Source organism: Streptomyces sp. NPDC014995, assembly GCF_043080745.1.
In the GTDB taxonomy this organism is placed as follows: Bacteria; Actinomycetota; Actinomycetes; order Streptomycetales; family Streptomycetaceae; genus Streptomyces.
Window position 1 is genome coordinate 40,168 of record NZ_JBIBVX010000026.1, and the last position, 13,717, is coordinate 53,884.

Here is a 13,717-nt window from a genome sequence, read left to right on the forward strand (position 1 = left end):
CGGTCGGGGCGCTCGAGGTGGTCGGTGTGACCGGGATGGCCGAGCCGCTCGGGCCGCTCGGGCTGCTCGGAACGCGCCCTCGGCACCGCACCGGACGGGCCCTCCCGCTCCTCGCCCTCCTCGCCCTCCTCGCCCACCGAGCCCACCGACTCCGTGGCATCCACTGCATCCACTGCATCCGTGGCATCCGTGGCATCCGTGGTGTCCCCGGAATCCGCTGAGCGCACCGCCCCCGCCGCCGAGGCGAACCGGTCGTCCAGCGAGTCGGCGGCGGCCGTCGGTCCGGTGTCCTCGGTGGAGTCGCCGTACAACTCCCCCCACCAGTCGTCCTCGTGACCGGTGGGCCTTCCCCCCTGCTGACTCATGCCGCCAATTGTCCACCGCACGGGCCATATGAAAACGGGGCATCGGGAAAAATGCGCCCCGGTATCGCGCCCCGGCTTGGTGTGCGAGGAGGTGGCTTCGGTGGTCGCCGGGCGGCTCCACCCCCCACGGGAGAACCGCCCGGCGACTTCGGGTGATCCGGGCTCAGATCCCCTATGCGCCCCTGCGCGTCTCGAGTCCGGATCACGTTCCGGGTGCCCACCGGCGCCGCGCTGATGCAGCCGGCCGCCACGAGTGTGTCCCGCTCGCCTGGAGATCCGCTGTGCCGGATGCTCACGGCCGCGGCCGCGGATGATCACCGGTGACCGCCGTGCCACACCTTGGCGGAGCGGCCCGGTCCAGGGCGATGATGTGCCGCGGCGAAATCGCGCCGTGGCGGTTTCCCGCCACGTACGGCGTGGGCGGTCAGGGAGGACGGCACCAATGCTGGAAGCGATCGGGCTCGACGAGACGCACGAGTCGGCCTATCGGGCGCTGGTGTCCGTGGGCGCCGCGGACGTACCGGATCTCGCGCGCCGGCTGGCCCTCGGCGAGCGCGACACCGAGGGCGCGCTGCGCCGGCTGGAGCGGCACGGGCTGGCGGCGCAGTCCTCGGGCCGGCCCGGTCGCTGGGTCGCCGCGCCGCCGGGCGTCGCGCTGGCCGCGCTGCTCACCCAGCGGCGGCGGGAGCTGGAGCAGGCGCGGCCGGCGGCCGCGCTGCTCGCCGAGGAGTACCGGGCGGCGGCGGCCGAGCCGTCGGTGCACGACCTGGTCGAGGTGGTGACGGGCGCGGCCGCGGTCGCGCAGCGCTTCCTGCAGATCCGGCTGGGCGCGAGCGACGAGGTGTGCGCGCTGGTCACCGGCGCGCCGGTGACCGTGACGGGCGCGGAGAACGACGCGGAGGAGCGGCCCACGGCCCGCGGCGTGCGCTACCGCGTCGTCATCGAGCGGGCGGTTCTCGACCAGCCGGAGGGCGTCAGGGAGCTGACGGCCGCGCTCGGCCGGGACGAGCGGGTGCGGGTCGTGGACCGGGTGCCGACGAAGCTCGTCGTGGCGGACCGTTCGCTCGCCCTGGTGCCGCTGACCGGCCGCTCCGGGGCGCCCGCCGCGCTGGTGGTGCACGCCAGCGGGCTGCTGGAGCTGTTGTCGGGCCTGTTCGAGTCGGTGTGGCGGGAGGCGCGCCGCTGCGGCTGGGCGCGGCCGGCGTCGAGGCGCAGGGCCCGGACGGCCCCGACGCGGCCGACCTGCAGATCCTGTCCCTGCTGCTGGCCGGCCTGACCGACGCGAGCGTCGCGAAGCAACTCGATCTGGGCCTCAGGACCGTACAGCGCCGGGTGAAGCGGCTGATGGAGCTGACGGGCGTGACGACCCGGCTCCAGCTGGGCTGGCACGCGTACGAGCGCGGCTGGGTGACGCGGGAGCGGTAGCCACGGCACCTGGGAGGGGTGGCCACGGCACGCGGGAAGGGCGGCCACGGCCGGCGCGAGGGGTGGCCACGGCAGGCCGGAGCGGTGACCGAGGCGTACGGGAGTGGTGGCCACGGTCTCCGTCTTGACCTGCGGCTTCTCCCGGAGTCCGGCACGCTGAACAAATGGGAGCGTGGGAACTCCTGCTGGTCGGCCTGGTCATCCTGCTCGGCCTGTGCGGAGTGCTGGTGCCCGGGGTTCCGGGGTCGTGGCTGGTGTGGGCCGCGGTCCTGTGGTGGGCGCTTAAGGACCCGCAGCCGGTGGCCTGGGCGGTGCTGGTGGGCGCGACGGTCGCGCTGTTGGTCTCCCAGGTGGTGCGCTGGGTCCTGCCGCCCCGCCGGCTGCGCGTCAGCAGCGCCACCCGCCACATGGCGGTGTACGCGGGTGGCGGGGCGTTCCTCGGGTTCTTCCTCGTCCCCGTCCTCGGCGCGATCCCGGGCTTCCTCGCCGGCATCTACCTGGCCGAACGGCTCCGCCTCGGCCGCGCCGACGCGGCCCGCGCCTCCCTGCGCACGGCGATGCGCGCGGGCGGCACGAGCATCCTCGCGGAACTGTTCACCTGTCTGCTGATCATGGGGGCGTGGTTGGGCGCGGTGCTGTGGTGGTGACAGCGGGAGTGGTGGTGGCGGCGGGAAGGGCCGCGGGGGTGGTGGCGGCCGGGACGGCGCGGGCAACCGCGTGCGGCGTCACACGCGGGGGGGGCGGAGCCGGGGTGGCCCGGCGGTGTGCCCGGAGGCGGGGTTCGGTTCCTCAGTGTGGCGCCGGTGCGTCGGTGAGGAGGTGGTCCCGTCCCCACGCCCCCAACGGGCCCAACGCCTCGTTGAGGGACTCGCCGCGGGGCGTCAGTGAGTACTCGACGCGCGGGGGGACCTCGTCGTACTCCTCGCGGTGGACGACGCCGTCGGCCTCCAGTTCGCGGAGCTGGGCGGCGAGGACCTTCTCGGTCACGCCCGGCAGTCCGCGCCGGAGCTCGCCGAAGCGGCACGGCTTCTCGTGCAGCGCCCAGAGGATCAGTACCTTCCACTTTCCCCCGATGACGTCCATCGCCGCGTCGATCCCGCACACGTACGCCCCCGGCCGCCTGCCGACCGCCATGTCGCCCCTCCCCTGCCTGGATGCTTTCCCGGCGGTAACCACCCACTCCGAAGTACGTACTTGAGCAGGGCGGTTCCCGCGAACGAGCCTAGTCGCCATGACCGACAACACCCCTTCCCCCATCACCCTTCTCGGCGCCGGTGCCATGGGCACCGCGCTCGCCCGCGCCTGGCTGGCCGCCGGGCACCCCGTCACCGTCTGGAACCGCACCCCGGCCCGGGCCGAGGCCCTCGCCGCCGAGGGCGCCACCGTCGCCGGGAGCGCGGCGCGGGCGGTGGCGGCGAACCGGCTGGTGGTCGTGTGTCTGCTCGACGACGCGTCCGTCGGTGAGGCCCTCGCGGGGGCGGACCTCGCCGGCCGGGACCTGGTGAACCTCACCACCGGCACACCCGCGCAGGGCCGGGCCCGGTCCGCCTGGGCCGAGGCGCGCGGCGCGCGTTTCCTGGACGGCGGGATCATGGCCGTACCGCCGATGCTCGGGGTTCCGGAGAGCGGGGCGTACGTCTTCTACAGCGGCTCCGCCGGCTTGTTCGAGGAGCACCGGGAGACTCTCGCCGTCCCCGCCGGGACCGTGTACGTCGGCGCGGACGCCGGGTTCGCCGCCCTGCACGACGTGGCGCTGCTGAGCGCGATGAACGGCATGTTCGCGGGCATCCTGCACGCCTTCGCGCTGATCCGCCGCGAGGACATCGCCCCCTCGGACCTGGCCCCGCTGCTGGTGTCGTGGCTCGGCGCGATGGCTCCCATGGCGCACCAGGCGGCCGCGCAGCTGGAGAGCGGCGACTACGGCAAGGGCGTGGTGTCCAACCTGGCCATGCAGGTCGCGGGGACCGAGACCCTGTTGCGCACGGCGCGGGAGCAGGGGGTCAGCCCGGAGCTGCTGACGCCGTGGGTGGCGCTGATGGAGCGCCGGCTGGCCGACGGGCACGGGGACGAGGACACGACGGGGGTGGTGGAGCTGCTCGAGCACCCCTGATCCCTCAGCGCCGCCCCCTGATCCCCCAGCTCCCCCAGCGCCCCCGATCCCGCAACGCCCGCTGGTCCCGCCCTACAGCGAACCCTCCAGCGTGAGCAGCCGTACCTTGCGCTCCAGGCCGCCCGCGTAACCCGTCAGGGAACCGTCGGCACCGATGACGCGGTGACAGGGACGGACGATCAGCAGCGGGTTGGCGCCGATGGCTCCGCCGACGGCCCGTACGGCGGCCCGGGAGGCGCCGATGCGGGCGGCGATCTCGCCGTACGTCGTGGTCGACCCGTACGGGACGGTGTCGAGGGCGGCCCACACGCGTTCCCGGAAGGCGGTGCCCTCCGCGCGCAGGTCCAGGCGGAACTCCTTCAGCTCGGCGGCGAAGTACGCGGCGAGTTGCTCCTCGGCCGCGCGGAAGGGGCCGGGGTCGTGCCGCCATCCCTCCTGGACGGTCCGTCCGCCCTTCTGGCCGGGCACGGACACGGAGGTCAGGGCGCCGTCGGGGGCGGCGGTGAGGAGCAGGGGGCCGAGCGGGCCGTCGACGCTAGTCCAGTACACGGGTTTCCTCCGCTGCGCGCAGGTGGTGAAGGGCGTAGGTGCGCCAGGGGCGCCAGGTGTCGGGGACGTCCGCGCCGGGCGGCGCGGCGTCCGGGTCGCCGAGGGCACGCGACCTGATCGCCGCCACCGTACGGCCGTCCAGGCCGGGCAGGGCGAGCAGCGCCGCCTGGGCGTCGTCCCGGTCGGCGCCTGGATCGAGGCGTACGGTGCCGTCGGCGAGGGCGGCGGCGAGGGCGCCCGGGGTGCCGGTGGGCTCGGCCTCGGCGAGGGCGGCCGGTTCCGGGAAGAGGTGGGTGAGGCCGCCGCAGGGGGCGTCCAGGGTCTTGCCGTAGGCGCGGACCAGGCGTTCGGCCTCCGTGCGGCCGACCAGCGCGCGCAGCGCGTACTCCTCCGGGTCGGCGGCGCCCGGCGCGCGCAGTCCGGGCCGGGCGGCGACGAGTGGGGCGAGCCGCGGGTCGGCGCCGAGCCGCTCGTCGACGGCGTACGGATCGGCGTCGAGGTCGAACAGCCGCCGCAGCCGCTGGACGGCGGTGGTGAGGTCGCGCGGGTCGGTGAGGTGCAGGCGGGCGTCGAGCCATCCGCCGGGGTGGACGGCGGTGGCGGGAGCGGAGCCCGCCCGCTCCCGCACGGCGACGATCCCGGTGCCGTACGGGAGGCGCAGGGTCCGGCGGTAGGTGCGGTGGCCCGGCGGGCCGGTCACCTCCTCGACGCCGCCGACGGCCTCCCGTTCCAGCAGGTCGAAGACGGTGGCCGCGTGGTACGGGCCCCGGTGGGCGAGCCTCAGCGGGATCCCGGCGCCGGGGGCGGCCGTGCGGCCCTGCCGTGGGGCGGCGGCGCGCAGCTGGGTCGGGGTCTGCGCGTACACGGCCCGGATGGTGTCGTTGAACTGGCGCACGCTGGCGAACCCGGAGGCGAAGGCGATCTCGGTGACCGGCAGGCCGGTCGTCTGGAGCAGCACCCGCGCGGTGTGCGCGCGCTGCGCCCGTGCGAGGGCGACGGGCCCGGCGCCGAGTTCGGCGGTGAGCTGCCGCTGCACCTGGCGGGCGCTGTAGCCGAGGCGTACGGCGAGACCGGCGACGCCCTCCCGGTCGACGATCCCGTCGCCGATCAGCCGCATGGCGCGGCCCACGACGTCGGCGCGCACGTTCCACTCGGCCGAGCCGGGCGTGGCGTCCGGCCGGCACCGCCGGCAGGCCCGGAATCCCGAGCCCTGCGCGGCGGCGGCCGTCGTGAAGAACCGCACGTTGCGCCGTTTCGGCGTCACCGCGGGGCAGCTGGGCCGGCAGTAGATGCCGGTCGTCTCGACGGCGAAGAAGAACTCGCCGTCGAACCGGGCGTCCCTGCTGCGGACCGCCTCGTACCTGGTCTCCTCGTCCGTCACGCGTTCCAGTCTTCGCCCGCGACGGGGAGGGCGCTAGCGGAAATCGGACGTGGTGGTGACGGGTGGAGGGCCGGCGCGCGGATGGCGGACCCGGCCGGGGGCCGCCCGATGCCGACCTGGCCGGAGTCCCGCCTACGGCCGCCACGGCGGGCCTCCGCCGTGGGGCCCCGGCTGGGTCGGTATTCCGCCGTCCCGGCCGGGCGGGACCGCCCCCACTGCCGCCGGGAGCAGGACGCGCCGGCAGGCAGCCGACCCTCCGCCGTCATCGCCGGACCCGCCCTCCCGCGCTCCGTGTCCGGCGGCCGAGCAACAGGTCGAGCGCGATGCGCAGCTCGGCGCTGCGGCCCGGCCGAGCGCCGGACGCCACCACCCCCACCGGACATGGACACCCCCCTCCGACCGGAGCCGACCCACCGTCACCCCAGCCGGGATCGGCGGCCCGCACCTCACCGGCAGGGCACCGGATGCCGCCGCCCCCGACCCCAAGCCGGACGCTTCCCGGTCCCGGAGCCGCATTCCGCCGTCCCGGCCGGGCGGAGCCGCCAGCACGCCCGTCGGGAAGCGAACGCCATCACCCCCGTCGGGAGCCGGACGCCGTCACCCCCCGTCAGGAGCCGGACGCCGTCACGCCCACTCCCCCCGCTTCGCCCGCCAGGCCGCCCGCCCCTCGGCGCGCTTCCGCTTCCAGTCCCGGCGGATGTCGGAGCGCGTGCGGGCGTCGGACTTGGCGACGATCCACTGGTTCTCCCGGAGGAGCTTGCGGTAGCTGTCGAGCCGGCGGACCGGCAGGTCGCCGTCGGCCACGGCGGCCAGCACCGCGCACCCGGGCTCGAACGCGTGGGCGCAGTCCTGGAAGCGGCAGTCGCGAGCGAGGCTCTCGATCTCCGAGAAGACCTGGCCGACGCCCCTGCCGGCGTCCCACAGACCGACGCCGCGCAGGCCGGGCGTGTCGATGAGGACGCCGCCGCCGGGCAGCGGCAGCAGGTTGCGGGTGGTCGTGGTGTGCCGTCCCTTGCCGTCCATGTCGCGGGTGGCCCGGACGTCCATGACGTCCTCGCCGAGGAGGGCGTTGGCGAGCGTGGACTTGCCCGCGCCGGAGGCTCCGAGCAGCGCGGTGGTGCCCCGGCCGAGGACGCCCGTCAGCCGGTCGATGCCCTGCCCCTCCAGTGCGCTGACGGTGAGCACGGGCACCCCGGGCGCACTGCGCTCGACGTCCTCCACGAGGTACGCCGTCCCCGCGGGGTCGGGCACGAGGTCGGCCTTGGTGAGCACGACGACGGGCTGGGCGCCGGACTCCCAGGCCAGCGCCAGGAACCGCTCGACGCGCCCGAGGTCGAGCTCGACGGCCAGGGACAGGGCGACCACGACGTGGTCGACGTTGGCCGCGAGGATCTGCCCCTCGGACCGCTTGGAGGAGGTGGAGCGCACGAAGGCGGTACGGCGCGGCAGATACGTGCGTACGTAGCGCGGGGTGCCCTCGGCGTCGACGGCGACCCAGTCGCCGGTGCAGACGACCCGCAGGGGGTCGTGCGGGGTGACGAACGCGGTGTCCGCCCGTACGACACCGTCACCGGTGACGACGTCGCACTGCCCGCGGTCGACGCGGACGACACGGCCGGGCAGGAGCCCCCGCTCGGCGTGGCCGGTGAACTCGGCTTCCCATCCGTCGTCCCAGCCGTAGGGGGCGAGGGGGTGCGAGGAGGCCGGAGAGTGCGTGGGTGTGGCGAGGTTCAAGGCAAACCCTTCACAGGGCGGCCCCGGGGGCGCGCTCGCGGGCGCGCGGACGGTGAGAGGTGGTCAGCCGGGGACCGCGGAGGTGGTGTGGACGAACGTCTGGCTGCTGCGGACAGCACCCGTCGTGGCGGCAGTCATCGCTCACACCTCCTGTTCCTCATCGGGTCGACGGCAGTGGCCCGAGGGCCACTGCGAGAAGCGGGCTCATCCTAGGAGGGCCGCGCGCACGGGTGCGACCGGTTTTCACCGGCGCACCGTTCCCACCGCCAGCACATTGCCCTCGCTGATGTAGCCGTCGGGGTCGTCCAGCGGGTGGTGGGGGGAGCGGGGGTCGGTGAAGCGGTGCCATTCCTCGCTGAGGCCCAGGTCGAGGGCCTGGCGGGCGATCTGGGCGCAGGCCGCCGTGTAGAAGTCGCGGGCCGCGGGGGTCAGGGGGGCGTGGTGCTCGATCAGGACGGTCCGCTGGCGTACGTCGGCGAGTCCGGCCCGTCGCAGGTGGCGGTACAGGTCGCGGGTGCGCAGGAGTTGGCGGGCGTAGCCGGGGGTGGCGCCGGCGGTGCGGAAGAAGTCGGTGAACAGGTGGGGGTCGGTGGGGCGTGCGGTGATCAGGTGGGCGTCCAGGTCCTTGACGGCGATCGTGCCGCCCGGGCGTACGACGCGCGTCAACTCGGCGAGTACGGCGGCCAGTTCGGTGTCGTCGAGGTACTGCACGGTGTTGGCGCACCAGGCCGCGTCGAAGCTGTTGTCCGGGTGGGGCAGGTGGCGCAGGTCGCCCTGACGGACCTCGACGGGGCAGGGCAACTGTCCGCTGCGGGCGCGCTGTTCGGCGAGGCGGGCGTTCTCCGGGGCGAGGTCGACGGCGGTGACGCGGCCGGTCTCGGTGACGAGGGAGGCGAGGTGCGGGAGGTAGTCGCCGGGGCCGCAGCCCGCGTCCAGGACGTGCTGTCCGGGGCGGAGGCCGGCCTGGCCGAGGAGGCTCAGGTAGGTGTGTTCGCAGGCGCGGAAGTGGGTGTCGACGATGGTGTGGTGGGTGAAGCCGAGGCCGGTCGAGGAGGTGTGGCCCCACTGGCGGTGGTCATCGGTGCGCATGCGGTGTCTCCGATCTCGGTGAGGAAGGCGTGCAGGGTGCGCACGACGGCCCCGGGGGTCTCCAGGGGCGCGAGGTGGCCGGCGCCGGTGAGGGTGACGAGGCGTCCGTCGGGGAGGGTGCCGGCGAGGTGCCGGGCCTCCTCGGCCGGGACCAGTTCGTCCTCGTCGCCCGCGATGACGACGGCCGGTGTCCGGGCGGCGGCCAGGACGTCGGTGGAGTCGGGGCGGGCGGCGATGGCGAGCTGGGACCAGGCCAGCGCGGCGGGGTCGGCCCGCTCGGCGTCGGCCCGGACGCGGGCGAGCACCTGGGGGCGGCTCGCGCGGGTGGTCGCGCCGACCAGGCCGGGGGTGGTGTGGGCGAGGAGCGCCGGACGGTGTTCCTCGTCCTGTACGAGGTGGGCGAACCGGCGTCGCTGCGCGGCGGTTTCGGGGGTGTCGGCGGTGGCGCGGGTGGCGAGCAGGGCGAGGCCGGCGACCCGGTCGGGGAAGCGGCGCAGGAAGGCCGACGCCGTGTACCCGCCCATGGAGCATCCGGCCAGTACCGCCCGGTCGATGCCGTGCGCGTCGAGGGTGCGGGCCAGGTCGTCGGCCACGACGTCGAGCGAGGGCTCGGCGGTGCCGAGCGGGACGGTGCCGAAGCCTCGCTGGTCGACGGCGAGGACGGGGTGGCCGAGGGTGCGCAGGGCGTCCGCGGGCTCCCGCCACATCGACGCGTCGAGGGAGAGGGCGTGCAGCAGGACGACGGGGAGGCGGGCCGGGGCGGTGGTCATCGGGGGCTCCGGGGTGGTGGTCATCGGATGGTCCGGGTCGGCGTCATCGGGCGGTTCGGGGCGGCGGTCGCCCGGCGGTCCGGGGCGGCGGTCGCCCGGCGGTCCGGGGCGGCGGTCACCGGGCGCTCCGCAGTGACGGCCACCCGCCGGTCCGCGGCAGCGGTCACCCGGCGCTCCGCAGTGACGGCCACCCAGCGGTCCGGGGCAGCGGTCACCCGGCGCTCCGCAGTGACGGCCACCCGGCGGTCCGGAGCGGTGGTCATCGGGCTGCTCCCGCTTCCGCCGCGGTGATGAACTCCCGTACGTGCGCGGGGAGTTCGGTGGCTCGGGGCCAGGCCAGGGTGACCGGGGCCGGGGGCAGGTCGGGGACCGGGATCACGCGGATGCCGGGGGGTGCGATGTCGGCGAGGGAGATCAGGGACAGGTGCACCGCCTCGCCGGAGGCCACCAGCCGCATCATGTCGGGGATCGCGGTGACCCGGTGGCGCCGGCGCAGGGGCCGGCCGGCGGGGGTGTACCGGGGGACGACCTCGTCCCAGACGTAGGCGGGCAGGTCGCCGGGCCGGTCGAAGCAGTCGTAGGCCGCGACGTCCTCGACGGAGACGCTGTCGTGGGCGGCGAGCGGATGGCCGGCGGCCACGACGACGGCGCGGGCGTCCTCGGCGAGGGTGCGGCTGGTGACGAGGTCCGGTTCCCGGACGGCGAACTTGGCGGTCATCACGTCCAGCCGTCCGGTGCGCAGGGCCTGGAAGGGCGCGGCGATGTCGTACTCGGACAGGTCGACCGCGGTCTCGTCCCAGCCGGCGCGGCGGATGACGCGGGTGGCCACGTGGGGTGAGCCGTGGTAGCCGAAGCGGATGACGTGCCGGCCGGCGGCGGGACGGGGGGTGGTGCGGGTCGCCTCAGGCATGGCGGGCCTCCTGGGTCAGGGCCGCGGCGGCCCTCAGCCGGCCGGGCAGATGGGGTTCGGGGACGGCGCGCACCCGCACGACGGGCCGGGCCAGGCCGGCGAGGCGGGGCACCCGGTGCAGGGTGAGGCGGTCGCCGGGGGCGATCAGGCCGTCGAGGACGGCTTCGACGAGCAGGTGGTTGAGGTGGACCAGGGCTTCGGCGACGCCGCATCCGGCGGTGGCCAGGTACACGCCGTGGCGGGCGGGGGCGCGGCCGGGCCGTGGGGCGCCGGGGAGGTCGACGTGCTGTGCGGGGGCGGGCGGCAGGTCGGCCGGGGCGTGCAGGAGTTTCAGCAGGCGGCGCAGGGTGGTCGTGTCGGCGGCGGGGCCGGGTGCGGTCCAGGCCGTGTGGTGGCCGTCGCCGACGTGGGCGAAGGGGAAGCGGTCGTGCAGGTTGCGGGGGTTGCCCGCGAGGAAGACGGTGCGGGTGAAGGAGGCGCGCCAGGCGGCGGCCGGGCCGGGCGGCAGGCCGAGGGCGAAGGCGCAGGTGTCGCGGGCCCAGTGGGCCAGGTCGAGGTCGCCGATCACGACGACGACCTGGGTCTGCTCGTCGGCCGGCTCCTCGGCGGTGAGGTGGTGCTGGGCGGCGACCAGGCCGTCGTACGTGGTGAGGTCGTGGCGGGCGCCGAGGCCGGGACGGGCCGAGCGGATGCGGGCGGCGGTGTGCTCGCGCAGGGCGCGCTGGGTCGGGGTCACAGGAACACCGTGGCCAGGAGGTCGAGGGCCGGGGCGGCACGGCGTTTGCCGAACAGGCCGGCGGTGAGCCGGTAGGGGTCGACGTACGTGTGGTCCTTGCGGTGCGGTGCGAGGAGTTCGGCGAGCGGGCGCGGCCGCCCGTGTTCCGCCGTCTCCAGGAGCCGTTCGGCCCGTCTGAGGCACTGGGCCAGCAGGTCGGCGCGGAACGACTGCTGCCGGCCGGGCCCCAGTACGGCGATGAAGTACAGCCGCATGCCCAGGCGCACCGCGGCCGGGTCGTGGCCGGCGGCGGCGTCCAGGAGTGCCCCGGCGTGCAGGCCCTGCCAGCCTCCGTGGCGGGCGGAGCGGATGTGTCCGTCGATGGGCACCCGGCCGACGGGCACCCGGCGGACCCGGGGGCCCAGCGCGGTCAGGACGCGTTCCAGGAGTTGGTAGTCGGGGTCGAGTTCGCCGTCGTACAGCAGGACGATCTCGTCGAAGTCGGCGGCCAGGGGCAGGAGTTCGCGCAGGGCGCAGGCCAGGTAGTTGGGGCGGCCGTCGGGGGTGACGAGGCGGCGCAGGGGCAGTCCGTGGCGGGTGGGGTCCAGGTGGACGGGGCCGCCGACGGCCCGCTGGTCCAGGCACATGCCGAGGTCGGCGAGCCGGTCGAGGGCCGCGTCCAGGCCGAGGCCCGGGGGCTGGTGGCGCAGGAGGCCCGGGTCGTGCAGGCCGAGCCGGGCGTAGTGCCCGCTCCAGAGGGTGAGGACACGGGTGGCGGCGGGGTGCACCCAGCCGTGTTCGGCCGCTTCGGCGTAGGGGCGCAGGGCGCGCGGCGAGGGGCGGGGGGCGGCGCGGAAGGCGACGTACAGGTCGCCGATGTCCTCCTCGGAGAGGTCGTCGTAGTCGGTGTCGCCGCGGGTGCGGTCGAGGAACTCCCAGAAGCCCAGGGTCTGTTCGGTGGGGTGGTAGGTGGTGTGGCTGTAGCGGTAGGTGACGTGGGCGAGGGGCCGGGTGGCCCGGTACATCACGTCCGTCCACAGCAGTCCCTTGAGGTGGCTGGGGGTCAGGGGTTTGGAGGGGGTGACGGTGACGGGGGCGAGCAGGACCCGGTGGGCGGGCGCGGTGGCCGGGGACGGGCCGGTGCGCTCCGCGGTGAGCGCCGTCATACGGGGGCTCCTTCCACGGTCGCCTTGCGGGGGCTTCCCTGCGCCGCCGTCAGGCGGGTTTCGGCCGCCGTCGTACGAGCGGCTTCTTCCGCCGCCGTCACCCGGTGGACGAGGTCGGCGCGGGCGGGCGGGGCCGGGGGCGGGTCCGTCGGGGCCGGTGCGAGCCGGACGCGGGTGCGGAACGCCTCGCCGGTGACCGACTCCGCGGGCGGGGTGAGCGACATCAGCATGCGGGTGACCTGCCGCCAGACCGTGGCGTCGGTGCGGGACGCGGCCGCGACCCGCTCGGAGACGTCGTCGGCGGGGACCGGCGGCGCGGTGCCGTCGACGGCGGCCCGCCAGCGTGCGATGCGCTGCCGGTCGGCGGCGGCCGCCTGCTCGTACCAGGGCGTGAACACGTCGTACGTCATGAGGGCCGCGCTGCGGCGCTGCGCGAGGGTGATGTCGGGCTGCTCGGCCAGCAGGTCGGCCAGGCGGAAGACGTGGTCGAGGGCGAGGGACATGCCGCGCCCGAACAGCGGGTTGGTGACGCAGGCCGCGTCGCCGACCGGGAACAGGCCCGCCACCGGCCGCTGTCCGGGGCCCGCCGTGCCGCGCAGCGTGTTCGGCGGGCTGGTGATCGCCCGCACGCCGGAGATCGGGGTGCCGGCGTCGTCGTCGAGCCAGGGCGCGAGCCAGGGGGTGGCACGGGCGGCCGCGGTGAAACCGGCCTCGGTGCGCAGCGGGTGCAGCGCGGGGTCGCCGGGGAGGGTGGCCAGGGCGATGGAGAAGGTGTGGTGGTCGCCGGGGTGCAGGACGCCGGCGTAGTGGCCGAAGATGTCGCCCGCCGCGTTGCCTCGGTTCAACGGGCCCGGCCGGGCCGGCGAGTGGAGGCGGTAGAAGCGGGTGTAGCCGGTCAGGGCGGAGGGGCTGGTGCGGTCCGGGGCGAGGGGGACTCCGGCGTCGGCGAGCCAGGTGCGGGACAGGGCCCGGCGGCCGGTGGCGTCCAGGACGACGTCGGCGGGGATCCGTTCGCCGGTGGTGGTGACGACGGCCCGCACGCGCGGGGTGCGCCGGTCCAGTTCCAGGGCGGCGACGGCGGTGTCGTGGCGGACGGTGACGCCGGGCAGGGCCTGGACGGTGCGGTGGAGCAGCAGCTCCAGGCAGGCGCGGCGGCAGCCGAGGGCGACCAGGTCCTCGTCCCCGGGCCGGCGCGTGCGGTCGCCGGCCGTGGCCGGCAGGGCGTCGGTCAGGTCCAGCAGGGCGGCTCCGGCGGCCCGGGCCTCGGCCAGGAGGCCGGGGGCGCGCTCGCGCAGGACGCGGACGCCCAGGGAGGTCAGGGTGTGCGAGTGGTGGGCCTGCGGGACGGTGGGGCGCTCCCAGCGGGCGATCGCCTCGTCGAGCGGGCCGTCGGGGGGTGCGGGCGCGCGTTCCAGGACGAGGACGTTCAGTCCGATCCGGGACAGGGCCAGGGCGCCCGCCAGTCCGGCGACGCTGCCGCCGGCGATAACTGCGGTCGGCATG

The 13,717-nt window shown here is 75.9% G+C and carries 14 protein-coding genes and 1 pseudogene; 4 read left to right on the forward strand and 11 right to left on the reverse strand.

Annotated elements, in window-relative coordinates; all coding sequences use genetic code 11:
• Positions 1 to 180 precede the first annotated feature (180 nt).
• From ACF1A1_RS36845 to ACF1A1_RS36855, 3 genes and pseudogenes are all read left to right on the forward strand, one after another.
• A complete protein-coding gene (locus ACF1A1_RS36845) occupies positions 181 to 336 on the forward strand; it encodes a hypothetical protein (protein ID WP_392006200.1) in 156 nt (51 codons plus the stop codon).
• Positions 337 to 807: 471 nt separating this feature from the next.
• Positions 808 to 1,790: pseudogene (locus ACF1A1_RS36850) on the forward strand (helix-turn-helix domain-containing protein).
• Between the two features lie 164 nt (positions 1,791 to 1,954).
• Entirely contained in the window at positions 1,955 to 2,437 is a 483-nt protein-coding gene (locus ACF1A1_RS36855) for a DUF456 domain-containing protein (protein WP_392006201.1), read from the forward strand.
• A 142-nt stretch (positions 2,438 to 2,579) separates the two neighbouring features.
• Here the strand turns inward: ACF1A1_RS36855 and ACF1A1_RS36860 are convergent, their stop codons facing one another.
• Positions 2,580 to 2,924, reverse strand: a complete 345-nt coding sequence (locus tag ACF1A1_RS36860) for a winged helix-turn-helix transcriptional regulator (RefSeq protein ID WP_392006203.1) — start codon at positions 2,922 to 2,924, stop codon at positions 2,580 to 2,582.
• A gap of 97 nt (positions 2,925 to 3,021) precedes the next feature.
• Between ACF1A1_RS36860 and ACF1A1_RS36865 the strand changes: the two genes are divergently transcribed.
• Positions 3,022 to 3,900: an NAD(P)-dependent oxidoreductase gene (locus tag ACF1A1_RS36865; RefSeq protein ID WP_392006205.1), complete on the forward strand. Its 879-nt coding sequence runs from the start codon at positions 3,022 to 3,024 to the stop codon at positions 3,898 to 3,900.
• A 72-nt stretch (positions 3,901 to 3,972) separates the two neighbouring features.
• Here ACF1A1_RS36865 and ACF1A1_RS36870 read toward each other — a convergent pair whose 3' ends face one another.
• The 10 genes from ACF1A1_RS36870 to ACF1A1_RS36915 form a co-directional block, all read right to left on the reverse strand.
• A complete protein-coding gene (locus tag ACF1A1_RS36870; RefSeq protein WP_392006207.1) occupies positions 3,973 to 4,449 on the reverse strand; it encodes a methylated-DNA--[protein]-cysteine S-methyltransferase in 477 nt (158 codons plus the stop codon).
• Positions 4,436 to 5,830: a DNA-3-methyladenine glycosylase 2 family protein gene (locus ACF1A1_RS36875; RefSeq protein ID WP_392006209.1), complete on the reverse strand. Its 1,395-nt coding sequence runs from the start codon at positions 5,828 to 5,830 to the stop codon at positions 4,436 to 4,438. Before ACF1A1_RS36875 ends, ACF1A1_RS36870 begins: the two co-directional genes overlap by 14 nt.
• 624 nt (positions 5,831 to 6,454) lie before the next feature.
• The gene (gene rsgA, locus ACF1A1_RS36880) at positions 6,455 to 7,564 is read right to left on the reverse strand and encodes a ribosome small subunit-dependent GTPase A (protein ID WP_392006211.1); all 1,110 of its coding nucleotides are present in this window, start codon (positions 7,562 to 7,564) and stop codon (positions 6,455 to 6,457) included.
• A 243-nt stretch (positions 7,565 to 7,807) separates the two neighbouring features.
• A complete protein-coding gene (locus tag ACF1A1_RS36885; RefSeq protein WP_392006213.1) occupies positions 7,808 to 8,653 on the reverse strand; it encodes a class I SAM-dependent methyltransferase in 846 nt (281 codons plus the stop codon).
• Complete coding sequence (locus ACF1A1_RS36890; protein ID WP_392006215.1) at positions 8,542 to 9,447, reverse strand: alpha/beta fold hydrolase; 906 nt, start codon at positions 9,445 to 9,447, stop codon at positions 8,542 to 8,544. Before ACF1A1_RS36890 ends, ACF1A1_RS36885 begins: the two co-directional genes overlap by 112 nt.
• Positions 9,444 to 9,686, reverse strand: coding sequence for a hypothetical protein (locus ACF1A1_RS36895; RefSeq protein ID WP_392006217.1), 243 nt, complete (start codon positions 9,684 to 9,686; stop codon positions 9,444 to 9,446). Before ACF1A1_RS36895 ends, ACF1A1_RS36890 begins: the two co-directional genes overlap by 4 nt.
• Positions 9,683 to 10,333, reverse strand: a complete 651-nt coding sequence (locus ACF1A1_RS36900; RefSeq protein ID WP_392006219.1) for a LysR substrate-binding domain-containing protein — start codon at positions 10,331 to 10,333, stop codon at positions 9,683 to 9,685. The genes ACF1A1_RS36895 and ACF1A1_RS36900 overlap by 4 nt, the downstream gene beginning before the upstream one ends.
• Positions 10,326 to 11,069: a DUF6182 family protein gene (locus ACF1A1_RS36905; RefSeq protein WP_392006221.1), complete on the reverse strand. Its 744-nt coding sequence runs from the start codon at positions 11,067 to 11,069 to the stop codon at positions 10,326 to 10,328. Before ACF1A1_RS36905 ends, ACF1A1_RS36900 begins: the two co-directional genes overlap by 8 nt.
• Positions 11,066 to 12,214, reverse strand: a complete 1,149-nt coding sequence (locus ACF1A1_RS36910) for a hypothetical protein (protein WP_392006223.1) — start codon at positions 12,212 to 12,214, stop codon at positions 11,066 to 11,068. The genes ACF1A1_RS36905 and ACF1A1_RS36910 overlap by 4 nt, the downstream gene beginning before the upstream one ends.
• The gene (locus tag ACF1A1_RS36915; RefSeq protein WP_392006224.1) at positions 12,211 to 13,716 is read right to left on the reverse strand and encodes an NAD(P)/FAD-dependent oxidoreductase; all 1,506 of its coding nucleotides are present in this window, start codon (positions 13,714 to 13,716) and stop codon (positions 12,211 to 12,213) included. The genes ACF1A1_RS36910 and ACF1A1_RS36915 overlap by 4 nt, the downstream gene beginning before the upstream one ends.
• Position 13,717 lies beyond the last annotated feature (1 nt).

Bases quoted from the DNA above. Each gene is read 5' to 3' on its own strand.
- ACF1A1_RS36855 (WP_392006201.1), top strand. From the start codon at position 1,955: ATGGGAGCGTGGGAACTCCTGCTGGTCGGCCTGGTCATCCTGCTCGGC.
- ACF1A1_RS36860 (WP_392006203.1), bottom strand. From the start codon at position 2,924: ATGGCGGTCGGCAGGCGGCCGGGGGCGTACGTGTGCGGGATCGACGCG.
- ACF1A1_RS36865 (WP_392006205.1), top strand. From the start codon at position 3,022: ATGACCGACAACACCCCTTCCCCCATCACCCTTCTCGGCGCCGGTGCC.
- ACF1A1_RS36885 (WP_392006213.1), bottom strand. From the start codon at position 8,653: ATGCGCACCGATGACCACCGCCAGTGGGGCCACACCTCCTCGACCGGC.
- ACF1A1_RS36890 (WP_392006215.1), bottom strand. From the start codon at position 9,447: ATGACCACCACCCCGGAGCCCCCGATGACCACCGCCCCGGCCCGCCTC.
- ACF1A1_RS36895 (WP_392006217.1), bottom strand. From the start codon at position 9,686: ATGACCACCGCTCCGGACCGCCGGGTGGCCGTCACTGCGGAGCGCCGG.
- ACF1A1_RS36900 (WP_392006219.1), bottom strand. From the start codon at position 10,333: ATGCCTGAGGCGACCCGCACCACCCCCCGTCCCGCCGCCGGCCGGCAC.
- ACF1A1_RS36910 (WP_392006223.1), bottom strand. From the start codon at position 12,214: ATGACGGCGCTCACCGCGGAGCGCACCGGCCCGTCCCCGGCCACCGCG.
- ACF1A1_RS36915 (WP_392006224.1), bottom strand. From the start codon at position 13,716: ATGCCGACCGCAGTTATCGCCGGCGGCAGCGTCGCCGGACTGGCGGGC.